Genomic DNA, 23,438 nt, shown 5'->3' with positions numbered 1-23,438 from the left:
CGTCGGCCTATTCCTGCCGCAACGGAACCCGGCATGGTTCTCAACGACAGGAACATCCCGCCGACCGTCCCGGTTGACCAGAAGCCGCAGCGGATGACGCCGGAAGGTTCCGGCATGGCGCGGGCAGGAAACTGGAGAGAGACATGGCACAACGATATGACGACGACGACCAGCGCATGGGCTCGTATCGCGGGCGAAGCGACGAGCGTTCCATGCGGGGCAGCTCTCGGGGTCGGGGCGGATCGTTCGGGCGCGGCTATCCGGAGGATGAGCGCGATCTACGGCGCGGCGCTTCCGGATTCTCGCGTCGGGATGACGAGGACGATTACGGCTCGTCCCGTGGCGACTGGTCGGAAGACGGCCGTCCCGGCGGCTATGGCTCGCGCGGGCAGTCCGGATACGGACAAGGCCGGGGTTATGGCGAATCCGGGGGCGGGATGTACCAGGGCCAAGGCTATTCTGGCGACCAGCAGGGCCCGGGCCGATCCAGATATGGGCAAGGCGGGTACGAGGACTATCATTCGGGCTATGGACAAGGCGGCCGCGGTCAGTCCGGCTATGGTGAGGGCATGGGTCAGCGCGGGTACCAGTCGGGCTACGGCCAGGGTGGCTACGGTCAGTCCGGACAAGAGCAGGGACAGCATGGCCGCATGGGCCATGACCAGCACTACCAGAACTGGCGCGAACGGCAGATGCAGGCCCATGACGAGGATTACCGGGCCTTCAACGAAGAGCGCCAGAAGAAATTCGATACCGAATTCGAGGACTGGCGCAAGAACCGTGGGGCGGGCTCCAGCGGCTCGAGCATGGGCGGCAGCACGGGAAGCGAAAGCGGCGTCGGCCCTTCGGGCAAGAAGACCTGACCGGAACGCACCGGCCGTTTCCGGCCGGTGCAACCCCGGAGCTGGCCGCTGGGACTGATCAGGGTGGATTTGTGCGCCGGGCGTCGCCCGGCCGCGGGACCTTCCGGGCGCGCGATGGCCTGCAGGGTGATGGGCGGATCGGGTTCACGCTGGACGGGTCCCCCTGCTCCCGTATCACATCGAGACAGATCCCGCCTGGTCGACGCAGGGGCCGACCTGACCAATGCCAGCCCCGGCCGGTGTGGTTGCAAAGTTCGGGCAACCGGAAACGCGATATCCCTCGAAGATTCTGTCACTTTTGGTCGCTTGATGAGCGACAGAAAGCGACAGTCAGGCATCTCGTCAGATCGACCCGGTCTGGTAGACTGATGCCCGACCGCCCTGAAACCCGGCGCAGTCCGGACTTGGGCAATCAGGGGAGGAGACTTCGAAATGACCGCATCCAGCAGGAACCTGAAGCTGAGCGCAGTGATACTGAACACGGCGCTTTCGATCGCGCCGCAACTCGCCCAGGCACAAGACGCACCCGTCATCAAGCTGACGGTCATCAACTCCTCGGAAACCGACGTGCCGACCTATATCCTCGGCCATGTGCTGGCCCGCGCGGGGCATGAGGTGGAATATGTCTCGGCGGACTACACGGCCGGGCTGACCGGGTTGCAGCAGGGCGACCTGCATACCTTCCTGTGCTGGGACACGACCTGGGACGCCTGCCAGGAGGCGGTTGCCACGGGCGACGTGATCAACGCCGGCTCCAGCGGCATCGGCGTCCGCGAGGGCTGGTGGTATCCGGCCTATCTCGAGGTCTCCTGCCCCGGTCTGCCGGACTATGGGGCCCTTCTGCAGGAAGGCTGCGTCAAGGCGCTGTCCACCGCCGAGACCGAGCCCGAGGCGCAGTTCGTGGCGGCCCCGGCAGACTGGATCACCTATGTCGACGAGACCATCGACGCCTTCGGCCTGCCGGTCCAGCCGATCACCTCGGGCAGTTCCGGGGCGCTGATCGCGACGGTGAAGGGGGCCTATGACCGGAAAGAGCCGGTCATGGGCTGGGGCTACAGCCCGCATTGGTTCTTCGACAAGGCCGAGGGCAATTACGTCGCCTTCCCCGCCTATGAGCCGGCCTGTTTCACCGACCCGGCCTGGGGTCCGATCCCCGACAAGACGCATGACTGCGCCACGCCATCGGGCTTCCTGTGGAAGCTGATGAACCGCGACATCGCGCTTGAAGCGCCGGGCGCGGCGCGGATCCTCTACCTGTTCGCGCTGGATGCCCGGACCGTTGCGGACGGGATGGAGAAGATCGACGTGGACGGGCAATCCTATGATCAGATGGCCGAGGACTGGGTGAACGCCAACGAATCCGTCTGGCGCGGCTGGCTGCGCTGACCGCCCTCTCGCCGTGCCCTTCCGGTCCGCCCGAACGCGGCGGGCCGATGCCTCCTGACCGAAAGACCCCTCCCATGACCGAGAACGGCCTTATCCGCTGCCAGAACCTGTGGAAGGTCTACGGGGCCGATGTGGGTGCCCTGCGCGGCCTGACGCCCGATGCGGCGCGGGCCCGGATCGCCGCCAGCGAGGGCTGGCTGACCGCGCTCGGGGACGTGACGCTGGAGGTCGCCCGCGGCGAGGTCTTTGTCATCATGGGGCTGTCGGGGTCGGGCAAGTCGACGCTGGTGCGCTGCATGACGGGCCTGGCCGCTCCGACGCTGGGCGACCTGATGATCGACGGGGTGAACCTGCGCGGCATCGATCCCGCGCTACTGATCGAGATGCGGCGGCACAAGATCAGCATGGTGTTTCAGGATTTCGCCCTGCTGCCGCACCTGAACGTCCGCGACAACATCGCCTTTCCGCTGCGTGTGCAGGGCATTCCGCGCGCGCGCCGTGAGGAGCTTGCCGACAGGCTGATCCAGACCGTAGGCTTGGGCGGGCGGGCGACCCACTTCCCCAAGGAACTTTCGGGCGGCCAGCAGCAGCGCGTCGGCATCGCCCGCAGCCTGATCACCGAACCCGAGATCTGGTTCCTGGACGAGCCGTTCTCGGCCCTCGACCCGCTGATCCGCGACGAGATGCAGGGTGAGCTGTTGCGCCTTCAGGCCAGCCTGCAGAAGACGATCGTGTTCATCACCCATGATTTCGACGAGGCGATCCGGATCGCCGACCGCATCGCGATCATGCACAACGGCCGCGTGGTCCAGATCGACACGCCAGAGCGGCTGGTTCTGGCGCCGGCGGACGACTACGTCGCCGCCTTCACCCGCAAGATCCCCCGCGCCCGCGTACTGCGCGTGGCCTCGGTGCAGGCACCGGCGAGCGAACGGGCCGCGGGCGCCCCGGTGAGTGCGGCGGCGCTGGTCGGCGATGTGGCGGCGCGGGTTCTGGCCTCGGAGACGCCGATCCCGGTTGCGGATGGCGCCGGGCGGATCGTTGGCTCGCTTGACCGCAGGACCGTGATCGAGACCGTCTTTTCCGGAGCGTCGGCATGATGCGGGTGGCCGCAACAGGTTCCGGGCGCGCGGTCTGGCCCCTGCTGGCCGGCATCGCCCTTTTGCTGGCGGGGCTGGCGCTGGCGGCCGGTCTGCCCGACTGGGCGCGCAGGCTTCCGGCCGACTGGCAGGTGGATGCGGCGGGGACATTGAACAGCTTCTTCAGCTGGTTGAGCCGGAAGGCCCATGTCGGGCCGCTGGCGGTCAAGGATATCACCCGTGCGCTTGGCACAGCAGTGGAACTGCCGCTGGATCTGGTCCGTGGCCTGCTGGCCGGGGGGTTCCGGCTGCGCCTCGGCGGGATGCGGCTGGAGATGGCCCCGCTGCCCTGGTGGGCGCTGACCGCCGTCTGGACGCTGGCTGCGCATCGGATCAGCGGGCGGGGCGGGGCCGCCCTGGTGCTGGGAAGCTGCCTCTATTTCCTGCTGTTCGGCCTGTGGGAACCGGCGATGTTCACCCTGGCCTCGGTGGCGCTTTCGGTGCTGGTCGGGGCCGGGCTGGGGCTGCTCCTGGGCGCCTGGGCCTGGCGCTGGCCGCGGCTCGATGCGGTGCTGACGGTGCTTTACGACATCATGCAGACGCTGCCGGTCTTCTCCTATCTGGTGCCGATCCTGTTGTTCTTCGGCTTCGGCCCGGTGGCGGCGCTGATCGCGACCGTGATCTATGCCATGCCGCCGATGGCCCGCAACACGACGCTGGCGCTGCGCCGACTGCCGCAATCGGTGGAGGATCTGGCCACGATGACCGGCTGCACGCCCCGGCAGCGGCAATGGCTGGTCCTGCTGCCCGCCGCGCGGCAGGGGCTGCTCACCGGGCTGAACCAGGTCATCATGCTTTCGCTGTCCGCGGTGATCATCGCCTCGATCATCGGGGCGGGCGGTCTGGGCAACGACGTGCTGCAGGGGCTGAAGTCGATGCGCCTCGGCCGCGCCTTCGAGGCCGGGCTGGGCATCACGCTTCTGGCCATCGTGCTGGACCGGATGTCCCGCGCCTATGCGCTGCACCGCCCCCGGCACGGCAGGCCCGGCAGACCGGCGCGGCTTCTCCTCGGCACTTTCGGCTTTCTGCTCCTCGCCCTTCTTGCGGGGCAATTCCTGCCGGTCTTGCGCGACTTTCCCCCGGCGCTGACGGTCTCGACCGGGAAGATGCTGGACGATGCGGTGGCCTGGATCAACCTGGCCTGGCAGGGCCCCATCGCGGCGCTGAGCGACGGCACCGTCCGCTACCTGCTGCGTCCCCTGAAGGAGCTACTTCTTGCCCTGCCCTGGCTTGGCGTGACGGCGGGCGCGGCCCTGCTGGCCGCCGCGCTTCAGGGGCCGAGGCTCGCCCTCGTCTGCGCAGCCCTGCTGAGCCTTCCGGCGCTGACCGGCTACTGGGACCAGGCGATGATCTCGCTTTACCTTGCGCTGGTCTCGACCCTGATCGCGATGGTGCTGGGGCTTCCCGTCGGCCTGCTGGCCGGGCAGCGGCCGCGGCTTGACCGGGTGGTGACGGCGGTGATCGACACGCTGCAAACCCTGCCGACCTTCGTCTATCTCATCCCGGTGGTGATGCTGTTCGGGCTGGGCGACTTTCCGGCGATGATGGCCATCGTGCTTTATGCCCTGCCGCCGGCGATCCGCTATGCCAAGGATGGCGTCGCCCGGGTGCCGCCAAAGCTGATCGAGGCGGCCGACATGGCCGGCTGCACGCCCCGGCAAAGGCTCTGGCTGGTGCAGGTGCCGCAGGCGCTGCCGGAGCTGATGCTGGGGCTGAACCAGACCCTGCTGATGGCCTTCGGAATGCTGGTGATCACCGCCCTGGTCGGCACCCGCGGGCTGGAGCAGGAGGCGCTGGTTGCCGTCAGCAAGGCGAAGGTTGGCGAGGGGCTGATCGCGGGGCTCGGCATCTCGGTGCTGTCGATCCTGGCCGACCGGCTGATCACCGCCGCCAGCCAGCGCCTGCGGCAAAGGCTGGGGCAGGGGTGATGCGGGCGGTTGCCGAGCAGGTCGCCGTCGGCCATTCCGGCCCTGCCGGTCTTGCCGCCGATGTGCTGCGCGGGATGATCCTGTCGCGCCGGATCTCGGTGCCCGAACTGGTGGCGGATGCGCTGGCCGCGATCGCGCGGCTGGACGGCGGGCTGCACGCGTTCCTCTCCACCTGTCCCGAGCGCGCCATGGCCGAGGCGCGGGCGGCGCAGGCGCGGCTGGATGCCGGGGGCGCGCCGGCGCCGCTGACCGGCCTGCCCCTGGCGGTGAAGGATGCCGAACCCGTCGCCGGGCTGCGCTTCACCTGCGGTTCGCTGATCCATCGCAGCCGAGTTGCCATCGAGGACTCGCTGCATGTCGCCCGCCTGCGCGCCGCTGGGGCGATCGTCGTCGGCAAGACCAACACGCCCGAGTTCACCCTTCTGGGCGAGACCCGCAACCGGCTTGGACCGGACAGCCGCAATCCCTGGAACCCGATGCTGACGCCGGGCGGCTCGTCCGGGGGCTCGGCTGCGGCGCTGGCGGCGGGGATGGTGCCGCTGGCGACCGGCTCGGACACTGCGGGCTCGATCACGGTTCCGGCGGCCTTCTGTGGCGTGGTAGGGTTGAAACCCGGCCATCGGCGGATCCCCCTATGGCCGGGCCCGGAGGACTGGGAGCCCTATTCCGATGTCGGGCCGATGGCGCGCACGGTCGCGGGGCTGGCCATGATGTTCGAGGCCGCCGTCGGGCGCGACCCGCGCGATCCGCAGTCGATGCTGCCGGTCCCCGCCCTGCGCCGCCCCGACACCCTGCGGATCAGCTGGGGGAACAGCCTCGCCGGTCTTCCGGTAGCCGGGGACTGCGCCGGGGCGGTGGACCTTGCCGTCCGGCTTCTGGCCGGGACGCGGCACGGCATCCGGCACGAGACCCCCGATATTCAGGATCCCGGCCCGTTGCACGACCTGCTGGGCGCGGTCGAGGAATACCGGATAAGGGGCGATCTCCTGCGCAGCCATCCCGATGCGCTGGTTCCCGAAACCCGCGCCATTCTGGAGGCTGGACGGAGGGTTTCGCCGCAAGTCCTCGCCCGGGCAAGGGCTGACGCCGCGCATCTTGCCGCAGGGTTCCGGGCCTTCATGGCCGGGCGGGATATCTTCCTTCTGCCCGCAACTGCCTGGCCGGCCTTCCCATTGCGCCAGCCGCCCCACCGGATCGCCGGGCGCGACGTGCTGCCGGATTGGCCCAGCTATGCGCCTTTCAACATGCTGGCCAATCTCACGGGCCTGCCGGTGGGGACGCTGCCCCTGGGCCTGACCGATGCGGGCCTGCCGGTCGGGGTGCTGCTCTTTGCCAATGCGGGGCAGGAAAGGACGCTCCTGTCGCTGATGGCGGAGCTCGAGATGCTACGCGGGCCGCTCTCGGCCTTCAGGCCGGCGCGTTGACCCAGGGGCGGGCGACAAAGGCGTCCTCGCCGGGGGCAAGGTCGTTCGTTACCGCCACGCGGATATCCTGCGGGATGACCGGGCTGGCGAGATCGTAAAGCCCGGTCCCCGCCAGCGCGGCGCGAAGGTCGATCTGGGGGCCAAGCGATTCCCAGATCACCCGGTAACAGGCCACATCCCGCGCAATCCCCGAGCTGATCCCCAGCGTCAGCCCCGACATGAGCGAGGATTGATCCATCCGCGAGGGCAGAAGGACGGTGGTCCACATCATCTGGCCGACATGGGCCTCGCGCTCGTGCACCAGGATGCGTTCGCCGGTGTGATAGAGGATTCCGGTATATTTCAGGATGCGCCGCGACCGCCGCTTGATCGCGGCATAATTCTCGATCGTCTTGCAATAGACAAAGCCGCCACGGCTGAACACGCTGACCAGCGAGCGCAGGATCATGTCCGGAAATTCGACGGGGCGGAAATAGCTGTAGTAGAATCCGAGATACGGTTCCAGCTGCCGCGAGGAGCGCGGGTTGATCCGGTGGAGGCCCGCGACAAAGGTGCCAAGCGGGTCCAGGGGCGTGGTGCTGCGGCGGCGGATGGCGATGATCTCGCGGAACTGCGCGTGATCCATCAGGATCTCGGCTTCCTCGACCCCGAAGAAGTCGCAGATCAACTGCATCCGGCGGGCGGTCGGTCGGGCAGCGCCGGAGAGATAGCGATGAAACTGCTGCCGATTCACCTCCAGCCGCCGGCAGATCTGCGAAACCGATCCAGAGTAGGACACGAGAAGACGGAGGTTCTTCTGGAAGTTCAGATTCATTCCTGCCCTTCTAGGCTTCGGATATATTTGAATCTAAAATTATAGCAGCAAGGGAAGATTGTCCTCCATTTTGGTAATATCCCCAACCTGGGGATTCACGCCTGCACCTTGATAAGGCCGACCCGTGGCTGACGATCCTGGCTACCCCTCCCGAACCGCCCGGTCCACGATCATCATCGGGCAGCCCCGCGAGCAGGTTTCCACCCTGGCTTCGATGCCGTAGAGTTGGCGGATCAGCTCTGGCCGTAATGTTTCCAGCGTCGGGCCGGCGGCAACGATGCGGCCTTCCGCCACCGCGATGGTCATGGTGCAGGCGCGCATGACCTGGTTCAGGTCATGGAGCGCGAGGATCGTCACCGAGCCGGTGTCGGCGGCGTAGAGGCGCAGGTATTCCAGCACCTCGTATTGCCGGTAGAGGTCGAGCGCGGAGGTCGGTTCGTCCATCAGGACGATGCGGGGTCGGCTCACCAGCGTCTGGGCGATGGACACCAGCTGGCGCTGGCCGCCGGACAGCTCGGACAGGGGCCGGCCGGAGAGGGCCGTGATCTTCAGGCCGGCAAGGATCTCGTCCACGGCGGCCAGTTCGCCCGCCCCCATCCGCCAGCCGCCCCGGCCTTGTTTCAGCGCAAGGATCACCGATTCATAGACGCTGAGGGCTGCGGTCATGCCGGTGTCCTGCGGCATGTAGCGCAAGTCGTGCAGCCCGGCACCGACGAACCTGACTTCTCCCTTGCCGGCCAGTTGCCCGGCGATCCGGCGGAAGAGCGTGGACTTGCCGGCCGCGTTGGCCCCGACCAGCGCGGTCAGGCGGCCCCCGGCGATCTCGGGTGTCGAAGCCTCGGCATAGACGACCTTGCGGCCATAGCGCGCCTCGACCGCGTTCAGTTGCAGGCTTACCATTGGCGACGTCCGTGGGTGAAGATCAGGGTGGCGAAGAAGGGCACGCCGACCAGCGCGGTGATGATCCCGATCGGCAGGACCGCGCCGGGCAGGATCGCCTTGGACAGGACCGAGGTGGCCGACAGGATCAGCGCCCCGGCCAGGATCGAGCCCGGCAGGAAGAAGCGCTGGTCCTCGCCCAGGAGAAGCCGCGCGATATGCGGACCGACGATGCCGATGAAGCCGATGGTGCCGACGAAGGACACCGGCACCGCCGCCAGCGCCGAGACAAGGACCAGCGTCTCCAGCCGCAACCGGCGCACGGGCACCCCCATCGCGGCGGCGCGGGTCTCGCCCAGCCGGATCGCGGTCAGTGCCCAGGCGCGGCGGGCAAAAAGCGGTGTCACGATCACCAGGATCAGCGCCGTCACGGCGACCTTGGTCCAGGTGGCCTTGGTCAGGCTGCCCATGGTCCAGAACACCACGGCGGCCAGCGCCTGTTCCGAGGCGAAATACTGCAGCAGCGCCAGAAGGGCGTTGAAGGTGAAGACCAGCGCGATGCCCAGAAGCACGATGGTCTCGACCGTCACGCCCCGCATGGTGGAGAGTGCGAAGATCAGCAGCGCGGCGACCATCGCCATCGCGAAGGCGTTGATCGGCACCATCAGCGCCAGCGCGGTCGGCACCAGCGCCACGCCCAGGACCATCGCCAGCGCCGCGCCGAAGCTGGCGGCGGCCGAGATTCCCAGCGTGAAGGGGCTGGCCAGCGGGTTCGCCAGGATGGTTTGCATCTGCGCCCCGGCGAGCGAGAGGCAGGCCCCGACCGTCACCGCCATCAGCGCCATCGGCATCCGGATCTCCCAGACCACCATGCGCATCTGCGCCTCGGCCTGCGCCGGTTGCAGAAGGGTGGCGACCACCTCGCCCAACGCATAACGGGCAGGACCGAGCGAGACATCGACGGCTACCGACAGCGCCAGAAGCAGGGACAGCCCGGCAAGGATCAGGATGCGCCGCAGGACAAGCCGGCGGTAGGGGTGGTGCCCTGTCTCTGCGGGCACCTGGAGATCGGCGAGGCTGGTCATGGAAGGTCCCCGAACGGGAGGGGCGGCACGGGATGCGCCGCCCGGATGCGATCAGTTCAGCGAGACCCAGTAGCCGGGCCGATAGTCCACGGGCAGAAAGCGGCTGTGCAGTTCCTTCAGCGTGGCCTCGGGGTCGAGGTCGGCAAAGAGCTCGGGATGCAGCCATTTGGCCAGTTGCTGGACGGCGACGAAGCTGTAGGGGTTGTTGTAGAACTGATGCCAGATGGCGTGGACCCGACCGGATTCCACCGCCCGCGTCCCGGCAAAGGCAGGGCGCTGCATCAGCCCGGCAAGCTTGTCCTTCGCCACCGCCAGGTCGGCGCCGGGCGCGACACCGACCCAGGCGCCTCCGGGGACATAGGCTTGCCAGTTGCCGCCGGTCACCACCACGACCTCGGGGTCCGAGGCGACGATCTGCTCGGCGTTCACCGTGCCGAAGGTCCCGGGAATGAAGGGCGCGGCCATGTTGGTGCCGCCCGCTTCCTCGACCATGCGGCCGAAGTTATCCGACCCGAAGGACATGCAGCAATCCTCGGAATAGCCCCCGGCGCGTTCGACGAAGACCAGCGGCCGGGCCAGCCCGGTCTGCGCGGCGATGACCGAGCGGACCTTGTCCATCTCGGCGGTGAAGAAGGCGTTGAACTCGGCCGCGCGGTCTTCCCTGCCATAGAGCTGGCCGATCAGTTCCATCGACTTCATGGTGTTCTCGAAGGGCTTTTCGCGGAAGTCGACGTAGACGATCGGGATGCCCACCGCGGCGAGCTTTTCCTCATACCCGGCCTCGTCGGTCGCGGCCTTCGCCTCGAGGTTCAGGATCATCACGTCGGGATCCAGCGACACCGCCTGCTCGATGTCGAAGGTGCCTTCCTTGAAACCGCCGAAGGTCGGGATCGCGCCGATCTCGGGGAATTGCTCCAGATAGGCGGCATAGCTGTCCGGATCGGCCTCCCTCAGGTCGTCGCGCCAGCCCACGACGCGGGCGAAGGGGTCCTCGGTTTCCAGGACGGCGGTGAAGAACGCCTGCCGCCCCTCGCCCAGGATCACGCGCTGGACGGGAGTCTCGACCTGCACCTGCCGTCCGGCAATATCGGTGAGGGTGACTGTGTCGGCTTGCGCGAGGCTGGCTGCGAACAGGCTCAGCGCAGTCGCGCCGAGCAGGGTGGGAAGACGGGTCATCGTGGCTCCTTGGTTGTCGTAGGAGGAGCTAGATTTCCTTAGTTTGTTTGTCAACAATATATTCCGACTTGTTTAGTCGGAAATGATCGGCTAACCACCGCAAGAACCACCGGCTGGTAACGAGCTGATCGCAATGAACATTCCCACTTCCCTGACGAATCGCGACCTGCGGGACGAGATCCGCGACTACTGGTCCGACCGGGCGGCGACCTTCGATCAGGACCCCGGCCACAAGATCGCCGTAGGGGCCGAGCGGGCGGCCTGGATGGGGCTGTTCCGTCGCCATCTGGGCGCGGCCGAGGGGCGGCGACTGCTGGACCTTGCCTCGGGGACCGGAGAGATCGCGCTTCTCTGCCACGACCTGGGCTACCGCGTGACCGGACTGGACTGGGCCGAGCCGATGCTCGCCCGCGCCCGCGCCAAGGCCGCGGCGGCCGGGGTGCCGGTCGCGTTCCTGCAGGCGGATGCCGAGCGCACCATGCTGCCCGCGGCATCGCAGGACGTCATCGTAACCCGCCACCTGGTCTGGACGCTGGTCGATCCGCAGGCCGCCTTCGCAGAGTGGTTCCGGGTGCTGGCCCCCGGCGGCAGGCTGCTGGTGGTGGACGGGGATTTCGTGACGCGCAGCTTCCTCGGCCGTCTGCTGGCCCGCCTGGCCGGCCCTTCACATTCGCGATGCGGTGCCGAGCTGGCTCTGCGCCATGCCTCGATATTGTCTCAGGTGCACTTCTCGCGCGGGGCGCGGGCCGACACTGTTGCCGCGCTATTGCAGGAGGCCGGGTTTCGGGAGATCCGCATCGACATGCGGCTGGCTGCCATCCACCGTGCACAGGCGCGGGACCTTGGTCTGGCCAAATCACTCCTTCGCCGCAGCGAACACCGCTACGCGATCAGCGCAACCAAGGCAGGATAAGCACGGGATCGCCCCCCGCTTGCCTGCCGCGGTGCCGGTACCTGGCTCGACCTGGCGGCCCTGCCTGGCGCGGGCAGATCGCCGGCGCGGAGCCGGATGCGCGGCAGGGGATGGCCGAGCTGGCCCAGGCGGGCTGTCCCTTCCACAGCCAGGTCGAGATCGACGAGAGCACCTTCGGTCCGGCCCGCTTCCGGGGCGTGGGGGCCGCGGCGCGGGCCCGGCTTCTTTCCATTACCCCAGCCATGTGCTCGACGCGTAGATGCCGGTCGCCGACTGCGTCGCGGCAAAGTGGTCCGCGCGCGACCTTGTGTCGTTGAGATTTTCACCTTGTGGCTTAACATCACGGACAGGCCCGATCCTGCAGGGGGCACAACAAGGATACGAGGTTATCCATGTCAGACGGATTCCCGAACAATGTCGACAGCCGCTCGCCGTTCTGTTCGCTTGCGCCCAACTGGAAGATGTTCGTCCTGCGCGGGGTCATCGCGCTGGGGATCGGCGTGCTTGCCTGGCTCCTGCCCGGTGAAGCGGTCATGGCGCTGACGCTGGTCTTCGGCGCCTTCTCCTTCGTCGACGGGATCTTCGCGCTCTGGGCCGGGGTCACCAACCTGCGTGCGGGCGAGCGTTGGGGGTGGCTGATCGCCAGCGGCCTTCTCGGGATCGCGACCGGCGTGGTGGTGGTGCTGTCGCCCCTGGTCGCGACCCTGGTCATGGCGGTGTTCCTGTGGTCGATGGTTTCCTTCTGGGCGGTCGTCACCGGGGCCGCGCAGATCGCCGCCGCGATCCGGCTGCGCAAGGAGATCGAGGGGGAATGGGTGCTTGGTCTGAGCGGGCTCATCTCGGTCCTCCTGGGGGCGGCCGTGCTGTGGTTCATGCTCACCGCACCCGAGGGCGGCATCCTGGCGCTGGGCTGGATGCTGGGGCTTTACGCGGTCCTGTTCGGCATCCTGATGATCCTGCTGGGCCTGAAACTGAAGCAACTCACGGGGGCTGGGCGATGAACCAGGTGATGCCGGCGCTGTTTCTGGGCCATGGCAGCCCGATGAACACGCTGGAGGAGAACGGCTATACCCAGGCCTGGCGCCGGCTGGGGGAGGCGCTGCCACGACCACGCGCCATCCTTGTCGTCTCGGCGCACTGGTTCATCGGCGCGACCGCCGTCACCGCCATGGCGCGGCCGCGCACGATCCATGACTTCTACGGCTTCCCGCAAGAGTTGTTCGAGTTCGACTATCCGGCGCCGGGCCTGCCGGAGCTGGCCGGCGAGATCGCCGAGGTGGTCAAGCCGCATTGGGTGGGGGCCGACCATGACCAGTGGGGCCTGGACCATGGCACCTGGAGCGTCCTGGCCCATCTCTTCCCCAGGGCCGATGTTCCGGTGGTGCAGCTGTCGATCAACGCGCTGAAGCCGATGGACTACCACCTTGACCTGGCCGCCAAGCTGAACAAGCTGCGCAGCCAGGGCGTGATGATCGTCTCCAGCGGCAATGTGGTGCACAACCTGCGCCGGATCGAATGGAACAAGCCCGATGCCGGCGCCGCCTGGGCGCAGCGGTTCGACGACATGATCGCCCGCCAGATGACCGAAGCCCCGGCCGATATCCTGAAATCGCTGGAACATCCCGACTATGACATGGCCGTGCCCACGCCCGACCATTTCATCCCGCTGCTCTATACCGCCGGGCTGGCGGCGGAAAAGGCGGACGCGAAGACCCTCTTGCGCGGCTATGCGCTCGGGTCGCTGTCGATGACCTGCTATGGCGTCGGCATGGAGGGTGTGACCTGCGAGGAGGCCGGGGGCGCTGCCCCCCTGCCGCAGGGCGTGCCGCCGGACCAGACCAACATCTGAACCCCGGTCCGTAACGGGTTCGGAACATGGGCGATTGTTCCAAGGCCATCCGGGGAGTATGATGTTCCCATCATCGGCAACGGACGGAGATAGTCATGTATGGCACGATCGTTCTGGCCTATGACGGGTCTCTCGAGGGCCGGCTCGCCCTTCGCGAAGGGGCCCGGCTGGCCCAGCTGTGCAAGGCCCGTGTCGTCCTGGTCGCCGTCGTCGAGCCGGTGCCCGAGCTTTTCGTCGGCGATCTCAGCCCGGTCTATCTGTCCAGCGACAAGGCCGGCGAGATCCAGAAGATCCTGGATGAGGGCGTTGCGCGTCTGAAGCGCATGGGTCTTGTCCCCGAGGCGAGGCTGGAGCGCGGCCAGCCGGCCGAGCGGATCACGGCCATCGCCAAAGAGACCGGCGCGGATCTGGTCGTTGTCGGGCACCACAAGCAGGGCTCCCTGGCGCGCTGGCTGCTGGGGTCGGTCACCGCGACGCTGGTCGACACGCTTTCCTGCAGCCTCATGGTTGCCCGGCTCGATATCCCGGACGAGGTCCTGTTCGGAGAGGCCGCTCCGGGCTGAGCGCGCGGCTCGGGCCATATCGTCCGACCGCGCGCAAGAGTCGTGGCTGCGCCCTCAGATCGCGGCCACGGCCTTTGCCAGCAGGTCGCGCACCTCGCCCGCGACGCGTTTCAGTTCTGCATTCTCGATCGCCTGCATCGAGGCGACCGGGTCGATCGCGCTGACTTCCACTCCGCCTTCGGTCTCGCGCAGGATGACGTTGCACGGCAGCATCGCGCCCACCCTGGGCTCGATCCCGATGGCCTGATGCGCCATTCCGGGATTGCAGGCCCCCAGGATGCGATATGCGGGCATCTCGACATCAAGCTTCTTCTTCAACGTCGCCTTGACGTCGATCTCGGTCAGCACGCCGAAACCGTTGTCCGCCAGGGCCTTGCGCGCCCGCGCATCGACGCTGTCGATGTCCTGGCCCGAAATCACTCGATTGATCGTATATGTCATCAGCGCGTCCTTTCTTGCTTTCTGCAGACTTGCCTCTGGCTATAACGCCTGCACCATCATCCCGTTGCGGGCTGCCGGAAGGTTCGGCAACCCTATCACATCGAAGCGGTGACCACGACTTCACGCCTCTGCTCAGCCGAGAAGCCCCAACTCCCGGTCGCTTGCCGAGCCGTCGTATTTCCCACGGGGTGGCCAGGGGCGGTCCTTCCAGTGCGGGGTGAAGGCGAAGCTCGACACGCTCCGCCCCTTGACCAGCGCGCCGTTGCCGGCCCCAAGGGCATAGTCGTAGTACAGCTTGACGATCTTCTCGCGCGTTACCTGCCCGGCGGCGGGATGCGCAAGGCAGGCCTGCACCCAGGCGCGGACGCGGTGGTAGTCGGAGGTATCGGGCAGCTGGAACCCCTCGTAATAGTCCAGGAACCAGAAACGCATGAACATCGGCGTGAACACCGCCTCGGCCAGGCCGAAACTGTCGTACAGGAAAGTGCCGGCCGGGTTGTGCTCCAGCAGGAAGGCGTTCAGATCGCGGTAGATCGCCAGAAGCTTCGCCTCATGCTCGTCGCGGCGGGCGCGGTCCTGGTTCATCACGAACAGGTAGCCGGCCGTGGTGAACGGGCCTTCCCGGCCGATCAGCATGGATTCCACCGCATGTTCGGCAGGATCATGGCGGCGCAGCATCGGGCCGGGCAGCGTCTCGTCCAGATAGCGCAGGATCACCAGGCTTTCCTTCAGGATCCTGCCGTCCGGCGTCTCCAGCACCGGAAGCGCGGTCGTCCCGCGCGTCTTCGCAAGCAGTTCGGGCGCGCGCGGCCTGGTGATGTCGACCACCCGGAATTCCACGGCATCCCGTTGCCCGCGCAGGGCCAGCAGGATCTCCAGCCGCTGCGAAAAAGGGCAGACGGGGATGTGATGGACGATATGTCTTGCGTTCATTGAAAGGGTCCGGCGGCAAGGTCGCGCGATGCAAGCACAGGCGTGGGGCAAAGTCACCTCCCCTGCTTGCCCCTGCCGCCCGGCCCCGGCTAAGGTGGCGGCATGACTGACGCGACTCCCGCCTACCAAGTCCTTGCCCGCAAGTACCGCCCCCAGACCTTTGCCGACCTCATCGGGCAAGAGGCGATGGTCCGCACCCTGAAGAACGCCTTCGCGGCCGACCGCATCGCCCATGCCTTCGTGATGACCGGGGTGCGCGGGGTCGGCAAGACCACCACGGCGCGGATCATCGCCAAGGGACTGAACTGCGTCGGCCCGGACGGCACCGGCGGGCCCACGACCGAGCCCTGCGGGGTCTGCGAACCCTGCCGCGCCATCGCCGAGGGGCGGCATGTGGACGTGATGGAGATGGACGCCGCCAGCCGCACCGGGGTCGGCGACATCCGCGAGATCATCGACTCGGTCCACTACCGGGCCGCTTCCGCGCGCTTCAAGGTCTACATCATCGACGAAGTGCACATGCTGTCGACCGCCGCCTTCAACGCGCTGTTGAAGACGCTGGAGGAGCCCCCCGCCCACGTCAAATTCATCTTCGCCACCACCGAAATCCGCAAGGTCCCCGTCACGGTCCTGTCGCGCTGCCAGCGCTTCGACCTGAAGCGGATCGAGCCCGAGGTGATGATGGCCCACCTCGCCAAGGTGGCCGAGCTCGAGGGCGCGAAGCTCGCCCCCGACGCGTTGGCGCTGATCACGCGCGCCGCCGAAGGCTCGGTCCGCGACGCGATGAGCCTGATGGACCAGGCGATTGCGCATGGGGCAGGGGAGACGACGGGCGACCAGGTCCGCGCCATGCTGGGCCTCGCCGACCGGGGCCGCACGCTGGACCTTTTCGATCTGATCATGAAGGGCGACGCCGCGACCGCCCTGGCCGAACTCAGCGCCCAATATGCCGACGGGGCCGACCCGATGGCCGTGCTGCGCGACCTGGCCGAGATCACGCACTGGATTTCCGTCATCAAGATCAACCCCTCGGCGGCCGAGGATCCGACGACCCCGCCCGATGAGCAGACGCGCGGGCAGGATATGGCCTCCCGCCTGCCGATGCGGGCGCTGACGCGGATGTGGCAGATGCTGCTGAAGGCCATCGAGGAGGTCTCCCTGGCGCCGAACGCGATGATGGCGGCCGAGATGGCGGTGATCCGCCTGACCCATGTCGCCGACCTGCCCGACCCCGAGACTCTGGTGAAGAAGCTTGCCGACAGCCCGCGTCCCGCCGGGATGCCGGGCGGCGCCCCAGCAGGCGGCGGGACCGTCCACGCGCCACGGCTGGCTCCGGTCCACGCTGCACCGACTCGCGGTCCGACCATGACCGCCGCCGCTCCGGTCCTGGCCGAAAGCCAGCTTCAGGTCTACGCCACCTTCGACCAGCTGATCGAGCTGATCCGTTCCAAGCGCGACATGCTGCTGCTGAACGAAGTGGAAACCGGCCTCCGCCTCGCCCGCTACGCCCCCGGCCGGATCGAGTTCGAGCCCGCACCCGGCGCGAAGCCCGACCTTGCCGCCCGCCTCGGCCAGCGCCTGCAAGGCTGGACCGGCGCGCGCTGGGGCGTCTCGGTCGTGGCCTCCGGCGGCGCGCCCACCATTGCCGAGGCGCGCGACAGCGAACTGGCGCAGGTGAAGGCCGAGGCGGCGGAAAACCCGCTGGTGCAGGCGATCCTGACCGCCTTCCCCGGCGCGGAGATCACGGAAGTCCGCGCCCCCGAGGCCATCGCAGCCCAGGCCGCCGAGGCCGCGCTGCCGCTGGCGGAACCCGAGGTCGGCGACGACTGGGACCCGTTCGAGGAATGATCCCCCGCCGCGCCGAACCCAAGGACGCGGCGACCCTCGCCTGGCTGAACGCCCACCTGCAGGGTTGGCACGCGGAACATTACCCCGACACCTTCCACCCCCATCCCGACCCCAAGGCACTGACCGCCCATTTCGCCGCGCGCCTGGCCGACCCCGCCGTCACCGCCTTCCTGGCCGGCGACCCTGCGGTCGGCTATGCCCTCTGCAGCCTGCAAGAGCGTGAGGCGTCGATCTTCTCGCCCACGATCCGCCGCCTGATGATCGACCACATCGCCGTCGCCCCCGAGGCCCGGCGGCAGGGCCATGGCAAGGCGCTGCTGGCGGCCGCACGCGCCCTTGCCCGCGAGCTTCGGGTCGACGAGATCCTGCTGGATACCTGGGAGGGGAACCACGAGGCCCATGCCTTCTTCCGCTCCGAAGGCTTCTTGCCACGTCGAATGCTCCTCCGCGCCACGCCCTGACCTTGCGCCGCCCGCTCCGCGCCCGTATCTCACTTGAAACGGACGGAGAACGAGATGCTGAAGGGTCTGGGTGCATTGGGCGGGCTTGGCGACATGGCCAAGATGATGAAGGCCGCCACCGAGATGCAGACGAAGATCACCGAACTGCAGGCCGAACTGGCCCGCACGGTGGTCATGGGCGAGGCCGGGGCCGGCCTGGTCAAGGCGCGCGCCACCGCCAAGGGCGAGGTGACGGGGCTGGACATCGATCCCTCGATCCTGGTCGCGAGCGAGAAGGAAGTGGTCGAGGACCTGATCCTCGCCGCGATCCACGACGCCCAGGCCAAGGCCAAGACCCGCACCGACGAGGAAATGGCCCGCCTGGCGGAATCGATGGGCGTGCCGCCCGGCGTGAAGCTGCCGTTCTGATGGCCGACGGCACCGGCATCGAGACGCTGATCGATCTGATGGCGCGCTTGCCGGGCCTCGGCCCCCGCTCGGCCCGCCGGGCGGTGCTGGCCATGCTGAAGAAGCGGGCGCAACTCATGGCGCCCCTGGCCCAGGCCCTGGCCGAGGTGGCGCTTTCCGCCAAGGATTGCCGGGTCTGCGGCAATATCTCGACGACCGATCTCTGCCCGATCTGCACCGATCCCGCCCGCGCCACCGGCGAGATCTGCGTGGTCGAGGATGTCGCCGACCTCTGGGCGATGGAGCGCGGGCAGGCGTTCCGCGGTCGCTATCATCTGCTGGGCGGCACGCTCTCGGCGCTGGACGGGATCGGGCCAGAGGACCTCGGTATCCCCCGCCTCGTCTCCCGGGTGGCCGAGGAGAGCACGCGCGAGGTGATCCTGGCGCTGAACGCCACCGTCGATGGCCAGACCACGGCGCATTACATCGCCGACGCGCTGGCGGGAACGCAGGCGCAGATCACGACCCTGGCGCAGGGCGTGCCGGTCGGGGGCGAGCTGGACTATCTCGACGACGGCACGATCGGTGCGGCACTCCGGGCGCGGCGGCGGCTTTAGGCCGGGACCGGGGGCGCAACCGCCAGCAGACCCGTGTCCGATTGCATTTCCTCCCCCGCCGGCATATCTGGAACACCTGACGCAAGGGGCAGAACAGGCGCCAAATGAACTGGATCACCAACTACGTCCGTCCGAAGATCAACTCGCTGTTTTCCCGCCGCGAGGTGCCCGAGAACCTGTGGACGAAGTGCCCCGAATGCGGAACCATGCTGTTCCACCGTGAGCTTTCGGCGAACCTGAACGTCTGCTCGACCTGCGATCACCACATGGCGATCACCCCGCGCGAGCGGTTCGAGGCGCTGTTCGACGGCGGCATCTTCACCGAGGTGAAGGTCCCCGAACCCGTCGCCGATCCGCTGCATTTCCGTGACCAGAAGAAATATCCCGACCGGGTGAAAGCCGCGCAGAAGGCCAGCGGCGAGAAGGACGCGATGCTGGTGGCCGAGGGCGAGGTGAACCGCACGCCCGTAGTCGCCGCCGCGCAGGACTTCAGCTTCATGGCCGGGTCGATGGGCATGTATGTCGGCAACGCGATCATCGCGGCGGCCGAGCGTGCGGTGAAGCTGAAGCGTCCGCTGGTCCTGTTCTCGGCCTCGGGCGGCGCGCGGATGCAGGAGGGGATGCTCTCCCTGATGCAGATGCCGCGCACCACCGTCGCGGTGCAGATGCTGAAAGAGGCCGGCCTGCCCTATATCGTCGTCCTGACCCATCCCACGACTGGCGGCGTCACCGCCAGCTATGCGATGCTGGGCGACGTCCAGATCGCCGAACCCAACGCCCAGATCGGCTTTGCCGGGGCGCGCGTGATCGAGCAGACGATCCGCGAGAAACTGCCCGAAGGCTTCCAGCGCGCCGAATACCTGCTGGACCACGGGATGCTGGACCGCGTGGTGCATCGCAAGGCGATGAAGGAGGAACTGGTCACGCTGATCCGCATGCTGACCGGCCAGCCCCCCGCGATCCGGGGCGACCTGCCGCCGCCGGTCGACAAGGCCGAAACCGAAGCATGACCGCGACGCAAGGTTCCGACGTCATCCTCGAGCGGATGATGACGCTGCACCCCAAGGTCATCGACCTGACCCTGGCGCGCGTCGAGCGACTGCTGGAGGTGCTGGGCCACCCCGAGCGCCGCATTCCCCCGGTGATCCATCTGGCCGGGACGAACGGCAAGGGCTCGACCCAGGCGATGATCCGCGCGGGGCTCGAGGCCGGGGGCGACCGCGTCCACGCCTATACCTCGCCGCATCTGGCGCGCTTCCACGAACGCATCCGCCTGGCTGGAGAGCTGATCTCGGAACCCGCGCTGACCGCGCTGCTGGACGAATGCGTGACCGCGAACGGACCGGACGAGATCACCTTCTTCGAGATCACCACCTGCGCCGCCTTCCTGGCCTTCGCCCGGACCCCGGCCGACTGGACGCTGCTGGAAGTCGGCCTTGGCGGGCGGCTGGACGCGACGAATGTGGTGGACCAGCCCCGGCTGACGATCCTGACCCCGATCAGCCTGGACCACGAGGCCTTCCTTGGCGACACGATCGAGAAGATCGCCGGGGAAAAGGCCGGGATCATCAAGCGCGGCGCGCCGGTGATCGTCGGGCCGCAGTCCGAGGCGGGGCTGGCGGTGATCGAGGCCCGCGCCGCCCGGCTGCGTGCCCCCGTGCTGGCCTACGGGCAACACTGGCATGTGTCCGAGGATCGTGGACGGCTGGTCTATCAGGACGAGAACGGTCTTCTCGACCTGCCGCTTCCGAACCTGCCCGGCCCGCACCAGATCCAGAACGCCGGGGCCGCCATCGCCGCCCTGCGCGCGCTTGGCCGCGACGAGGCCGCCTGCGAGGCGGCGGTGACCCGTGCCGTCTGGCCCGCAAGGATGCAGCGCCTGCGCCACGGCCCGCTGGTCGAGCTTGCGCCGCAGGTGGAACTCTGGCTCGACGGCGGCCACAATCCCGCGGGGGGCGAGGCGGTGGCGGCGACGCTGGCCCGGCTGGCCCGGCGCGAGACGCATCTGATCTGCGGCATGCTGAACACCAAGGACGTGACCGGCTACATGCGCCCGCTCGCGCCGCATGTCACCTGCCTGCACGCCGTGTCGATCCCGGGCGAGAAGAACACCCTGCCCGCCGAAACAACCCGCGACGCCGCCCGTTCGGCGGGGCTGCAGGCGGTGACGGCAGGCTCGGTCGCCGAGGCGCTGGCCGGGATCGCAGCGGTTGCGCCCGAGGCGCGGGTGCTGATCTGCGGCTCGCTCTATCTGGCCGGCACCGTGCTGCGCGAGAACGGGTGACCGCGAAACGCTCGTCGATGCACTTCGTGCACTCCTCGCAGAGGACCGGCCGACGAGAAGACGAAGTCGAACCAGGAGGGCTCGTCAGCCCCCCACCCCGTAACGCGCCAGGAACATGTCCACCGCGCCGTGCACGCTGCGACGGGCAAGCTCGGGCGTGATCGTTTCGGTCATGCTGAAGATCAGCTTCTCGTGGATCGACGCCTTGCACAGTTGCGCGAACTGGTCGGCCGCAAGATCGAGATCGTCGATCCGCAGCGCCCCCTGCGCGACGTAGGATCCCAGGTGGTGCACCAGCCGGGCGTGGATCAGGCCCGGACCGAAGTCATGGAACTGGCGGCCGAGACCCGGAAAACGCTCGCCCTCGCCCACCACGATACGGAACATGCGCTGGCCGAAGTCGGACAGCTGGAACGCCACGATCCGCTCGGCCGCGATGGTCAGCGCGGTGCGCACCGGCACCTCGGCCGTGACCATGGCCTCGGCTTCCTCGGTCTGGCGGAGACATTCCCCGCGCGCCACCTCCAGGAAAAGCAGCTGCTTGTCGGGGAAATAGGCGTAGATCGTCGCCTTCGACACCCCCGCCTCGCGGGCGATGTCGTCGACCGACGCCCGCTCGAACCCGTCGCGCATGAACACCTTGCGTGCGCCGTCCAGCACCTGGCCGAACTTACGGCCGCGCCGGACCCGCTGATCGGAAATGACGTTCATCGCACACCCATGGCCCGACCATAGATGATCGGGGCCCGGCACAGCAAGCGGGCGGCGCTGCGGGTCACTCCTGGACCTGACACCCTTGCCTTTCCGCCGGACAATCCTTGGTGGACGGGCCGGTGATCGTCTCGGGAAAGCTGATCTGCGGCAGCAGGGTCGAGAGGGATTGCGCGGCGACCGGACCGGAGAAGGTCGTGGCAACGGCAAGGGCCAGCAAGAGGCGGTGCATTTGAAGACTCCATTTTGAACTCATCGGTTCAGATCGAGTCTCTGAACTGATCGGTTCAAATTTGCAAGCGCATTCTGAACTCGACAGTTCAGAATGCGCGATTGCGCCCGATATGGGGATGGATAGATTAGAATGATTCTAGAAAGGAATCCTGCCGTGCTCTCCGCCCTGACCTTCCGCCGCCGCTTCTCGGACCTTTCCGAACAGGAAGTCCTCGCCCTCGCCATCTCCTCCGAGGAGGACGACGCTCGCATCTACCGCAGCTATGCCGAACGCCTGCGCGGCGACTATCCCGCATCGGCCCTTGTGTTCGAGGACATGGCGCAGGAGGAAGACCAGCACCGCAGCCGCCTGATCGAGCTGCACCGCGCCCGTTTCGGCGAGGTGATCCCGCTCCTCCGGCGCGAACATGTCGCCGGATTCTACGCCCGCCGCCCGGTCTGGCTGGCCGAGACGCTGCCCCTGGACACGATCCGGGCCGAGGCGCGGGCGATGGAGAAATCGGCCCAGGACTTCTACCTGCGCGCAGCCGCCCGGACCCAGGATGCGGCCACGCGCCAGCTCCTGGGCGATCTCGCCGCCGCCGAGGCCGGGCACGAGGCCCATGCCGAGGGGCTGGAAGCGCGCCATCTGACCGAGGACGCCCGCAGCGCCGAGGACCAGAGCGCGCGGCGCCAGTTCATCCTGACCTGGGTGCAGCCGGGGCTGGCCGGGCTGATGGATGGTTCGGTCTCGACCCTGGCGCCGATCTTCGCCACTGCCTTCGCGACGCAGGACACCTGGACGACCTTCCTCGTCGGCGCGGCGGCCTCGGTCGGCGCGGGGATTTCGATGGGTTTTACGGAGGCGGCGCATGACGATGGCGTGCTCTCCGGCCGCGGCTCGCCGTTCAAGCGGGGGCTGGCCTCGGGTGTGATGACCGCGCTGGGCGGCCTTGGCCATGCGCTGCCCTATCTGATCCCGGATTTCTGGACCGCCACCACCATCGCCATCATCGTCGTCTTCATCGAGCTCTGGGCCATTGCCTGGATCCAGAACCGCTTCATGGAGACGCCCTTCCTGCGCGCGGCGCTGCAGGTCGTCCTCGGCGGGGCGCTGGTCTTTGCCGCCGGGGTGCTGATCGGAGGCGGCTGAGGCCTATCGCTGCGTCGCCACCCGGCGGGGCGTCACCGGGGCTTCTGTCGCCGGTTCCTGGCCCAACGGGGCGATTTCCTCGCGCATCCCTTCCCCTTCGGGATGCAACTGCAGCGGCAGGAGCATCGGTTCCGTCGCGAGTGTTGTCAGCCGTTTGGGGCGGGCGACGGCCATGGAGGGGCGGGCGAGGTCCTGTTTCGGGCGGGTGCTGGCGTCGTTCACCTTGATGACGGTGAAGCTGATGTTGTCCTGGTCCGGGTCGCCCAGCCGGGCCAGCTCCTCCAGCAGCCGCTCGGCGATCTCGGTCGAGCGGCTCTTGCGGTACTTGTGCAGCACCTTCCCGATCTGGGCATCGGTCAGGAACTGCAGCC

At 67.9% G+C, this 23,438-nt stretch carries 24 protein-coding genes and 1 pseudogene; 16 read left to right on the top strand and 9 right to left on the bottom strand.

Annotation, left to right across the window (positions count from 1 at the left end):
* The first annotated feature begins 143 nt into the window (after nucleotides 1-143).
* The 5 genes from I7S92_RS15245 (at nucleotide 144) to I7S92_RS15225 (ending at nucleotide 6,740) form a co-directional block, all read left to right on the top strand.
* Nucleotides 144-863, top strand: coding sequence for a hypothetical protein (locus I7S92_RS15245; protein ID WP_197645898.1), 720 nt, complete (start codon nucleotides 144-146; stop codon nucleotides 861-863).
* A gap of 432 nt (nucleotides 864-1,295) precedes the next feature.
* Entirely contained in the window at nucleotides 1,296-2,249 is a 954-nt protein-coding gene (locus I7S92_RS15240) for a glycine betaine ABC transporter substrate-binding protein (protein WP_197645896.1), read from the top strand.
* A gap of 74 nt (nucleotides 2,250-2,323) precedes the next feature.
* Complete coding sequence (locus I7S92_RS15235) at nucleotides 2,324-3,349, top strand: ATP-binding cassette domain-containing protein (RefSeq protein WP_197645894.1); 1,026 nt, start codon at nucleotides 2,324-2,326, stop codon at nucleotides 3,347-3,349.
* The gene (locus I7S92_RS15230) at nucleotides 3,346-5,316 is read left to right on the top strand and encodes an ABC transporter permease (protein WP_197645885.1); all 1,971 of its coding nucleotides are present in this window, start codon (nucleotides 3,346-3,348) and stop codon (nucleotides 5,314-5,316) included. Before I7S92_RS15235 ends, I7S92_RS15230 begins: the two co-directional genes overlap by 4 nt.
* Nucleotides 5,316-6,740, top strand: a complete 1,425-nt coding sequence (locus I7S92_RS15225; protein ID WP_197645884.1) for an amidase — start codon at nucleotides 5,316-5,318, stop codon at nucleotides 6,738-6,740. The genes I7S92_RS15230 and I7S92_RS15225 overlap by 1 nt, the downstream gene beginning before the upstream one ends.
* Here the strand turns inward: I7S92_RS15225 and I7S92_RS15220 are convergent.
* The 4 genes from I7S92_RS15220 to I7S92_RS15205 form a co-directional block, all read right to left on the bottom strand.
* Complete coding sequence (locus I7S92_RS15220) at nucleotides 6,724-7,554, bottom strand: helix-turn-helix domain-containing protein (RefSeq protein WP_197645883.1); 831 nt, start codon at nucleotides 7,552-7,554, stop codon at nucleotides 6,724-6,726. The genes I7S92_RS15225 and I7S92_RS15220 overlap by 17 nt on opposite strands.
* Before the next feature lie 141 nt (nucleotides 7,555-7,695).
* Nucleotides 7,696-8,454: an ABC transporter ATP-binding protein gene (locus I7S92_RS15215; protein WP_197645882.1), complete on the bottom strand. Its 759-nt coding sequence runs from the start codon at nucleotides 8,452-8,454 to the stop codon at nucleotides 7,696-7,698.
* The gene (locus tag I7S92_RS15210) at nucleotides 8,448-9,518 is read right to left on the bottom strand and encodes a FecCD family ABC transporter permease (RefSeq protein ID WP_197645881.1); all 1,071 of its coding nucleotides are present in this window, start codon (nucleotides 9,516-9,518) and stop codon (nucleotides 8,448-8,450) included. Before I7S92_RS15210 ends, I7S92_RS15215 begins: the two co-directional genes overlap by 7 nt.
* Nucleotides 9,519-9,569: 51 nt before the next feature.
* Entirely contained in the window at nucleotides 9,570-10,694 is a 1,125-nt protein-coding gene (locus tag I7S92_RS15205) for an ABC transporter substrate-binding protein (RefSeq protein ID WP_197645880.1), read from the bottom strand.
* A gap of 133 nt (nucleotides 10,695-10,827) precedes the next feature.
* Between I7S92_RS15205 and I7S92_RS15200 the strand changes: the two genes are divergently transcribed.
* The 4 genes from I7S92_RS15200 (at nucleotide 10,828) to I7S92_RS15185 (ending at nucleotide 14,019) form a co-directional block, all read left to right on the top strand.
* Entirely contained in the window at nucleotides 10,828-11,607 is a 780-nt protein-coding gene (locus I7S92_RS15200) for a class I SAM-dependent methyltransferase (RefSeq protein ID WP_197645879.1), read from the top strand.
* A gap of 392 nt (nucleotides 11,608-11,999) precedes the next feature.
* Nucleotides 12,000-12,608: an HdeD family acid-resistance protein gene (locus I7S92_RS15195; RefSeq protein ID WP_197645877.1), complete on the top strand. Its 609-nt coding sequence runs from the start codon at nucleotides 12,000-12,002 to the stop codon at nucleotides 12,606-12,608.
* Nucleotides 12,605-13,456: a 4,5-DOPA-extradiol-dioxygenase gene (gene ygiD, locus I7S92_RS15190; protein WP_197645875.1), complete on the top strand. Its 852-nt coding sequence runs from the start codon at nucleotides 12,605-12,607 to the stop codon at nucleotides 13,454-13,456. The genes I7S92_RS15195 and ygiD overlap by 4 nt, the downstream gene beginning before the upstream one ends.
* A 95-nt stretch (nucleotides 13,457-13,551) precedes the next feature.
* Nucleotides 13,552-14,019, top strand: coding sequence for a universal stress protein (locus tag I7S92_RS15185; RefSeq protein ID WP_197645873.1), 468 nt, complete (start codon nucleotides 13,552-13,554; stop codon nucleotides 14,017-14,019).
* 54 nt (nucleotides 14,020-14,073) lie between these two features.
* Here the strand turns inward: I7S92_RS15185 and I7S92_RS15180 are convergent, their stop codons facing one another.
* Complete coding sequence (locus tag I7S92_RS15180; protein WP_197645870.1) at nucleotides 14,074-14,460, bottom strand: DUF302 domain-containing protein; 387 nt, start codon at nucleotides 14,458-14,460, stop codon at nucleotides 14,074-14,076.
* Nucleotides 14,461-14,592: 132 nt separating this feature from the next.
* A complete protein-coding gene (locus I7S92_RS15175) occupies nucleotides 14,593-15,393 on the bottom strand; it encodes a glutathione S-transferase family protein (protein WP_197645868.1) in 801 nt (266 codons plus the stop codon).
* 102 nt (nucleotides 15,394-15,495) lie between these two features.
* Here I7S92_RS15175 and I7S92_RS15170 point away from each other — a divergent pair, with 102 nt between their 5' ends.
* From I7S92_RS15170 to I7S92_RS15145, 6 genes are all read left to right on the top strand, one after another.
* The gene (locus tag I7S92_RS15170; RefSeq protein ID WP_197645866.1) at nucleotides 15,496-17,241 is read left to right on the top strand and encodes a DNA polymerase III subunit gamma/tau; all 1,746 of its coding nucleotides are present in this window, start codon (nucleotides 15,496-15,498) and stop codon (nucleotides 17,239-17,241) included.
* Nucleotides 17,238-17,702 (top strand): GNAT family N-acetyltransferase, encoded by a 465-nt coding sequence (locus tag I7S92_RS15165; RefSeq protein WP_197645864.1) that lies wholly within the window; start codon nucleotides 17,238-17,240, stop codon nucleotides 17,700-17,702. Before I7S92_RS15170 ends, I7S92_RS15165 begins: the two co-directional genes overlap by 4 nt.
* Nucleotides 17,703-17,756: 54 nt before the next feature.
* Entirely contained in the window at nucleotides 17,757-18,110 is a 354-nt protein-coding gene (locus I7S92_RS15160; RefSeq protein ID WP_197645863.1) for a YbaB/EbfC family nucleoid-associated protein, read from the top strand.
* Complete coding sequence (gene recR / locus I7S92_RS15155; protein WP_197645860.1) at nucleotides 18,110-18,706, top strand: recombination mediator RecR; 597 nt, start codon at nucleotides 18,110-18,112, stop codon at nucleotides 18,704-18,706. The genes I7S92_RS15160 and recR overlap by 1 nt, the downstream gene beginning before the upstream one ends.
* Nucleotides 18,707-18,810: 104 nt before the next feature.
* Nucleotides 18,811-19,716, top strand: a complete 906-nt coding sequence (accD, locus tag I7S92_RS15150; protein ID WP_197645858.1) for an acetyl-CoA carboxylase, carboxyltransferase subunit beta — start codon at nucleotides 18,811-18,813, stop codon at nucleotides 19,714-19,716.
* Nucleotides 19,713-20,990: a bifunctional folylpolyglutamate synthase/dihydrofolate synthase gene (locus I7S92_RS15145; protein ID WP_197645856.1), complete on the top strand. Its 1,278-nt coding sequence runs from the start codon at nucleotides 19,713-19,715 to the stop codon at nucleotides 20,988-20,990. Before accD ends, I7S92_RS15145 begins: the two co-directional genes overlap by 4 nt.
* An 84-nt stretch (nucleotides 20,991-21,074) precedes the next feature.
* Here I7S92_RS15145 and I7S92_RS15140 read toward each other — a convergent pair whose 3' ends face one another.
* Entirely contained in the window at nucleotides 21,075-21,701 is a 627-nt protein-coding gene (locus tag I7S92_RS15140) for a TetR/AcrR family transcriptional regulator (protein ID WP_197645854.1), read from the bottom strand.
* A 64-nt stretch (nucleotides 21,702-21,765) separates the two neighbouring features.
* The gene (locus I7S92_RS15135) at nucleotides 21,766-21,933 is read right to left on the bottom strand and encodes a hypothetical protein (protein ID WP_197645852.1); all 168 of its coding nucleotides are present in this window, start codon (nucleotides 21,931-21,933) and stop codon (nucleotides 21,766-21,768) included.
* A gap of 132 nt (nucleotides 21,934-22,065) precedes the next feature.
* Between I7S92_RS15135 and mbfA the strand changes: the two genes are divergently transcribed.
* Nucleotides 22,066-23,067, top strand: a complete 1,002-nt coding sequence (gene mbfA, locus I7S92_RS15130) for an iron exporter MbfA (protein ID WP_197645850.1) — start codon at nucleotides 22,066-22,068, stop codon at nucleotides 23,065-23,067.
* Nucleotides 23,068-23,070: 3 nt separating this feature from the next.
* Here mbfA and I7S92_RS15125 read toward each other — a convergent pair.
* Nucleotides 23,071-23,438: pseudogene (locus I7S92_RS15125) on the bottom strand (hypothetical protein); the annotation flags it as partial.

Origin of the sequence: Tabrizicola soli (assembly GCF_015999335.1) — a bacterium.
GTDB lineage: Bacteria > Pseudomonadota > Alphaproteobacteria > Rhodobacterales > Rhodobacteraceae > Tabrizicola > Tabrizicola soli.
Note: the sequence above shows the minus strand (reverse complement) of the source record. Positions and strands in the feature narration are given on the sequence as shown.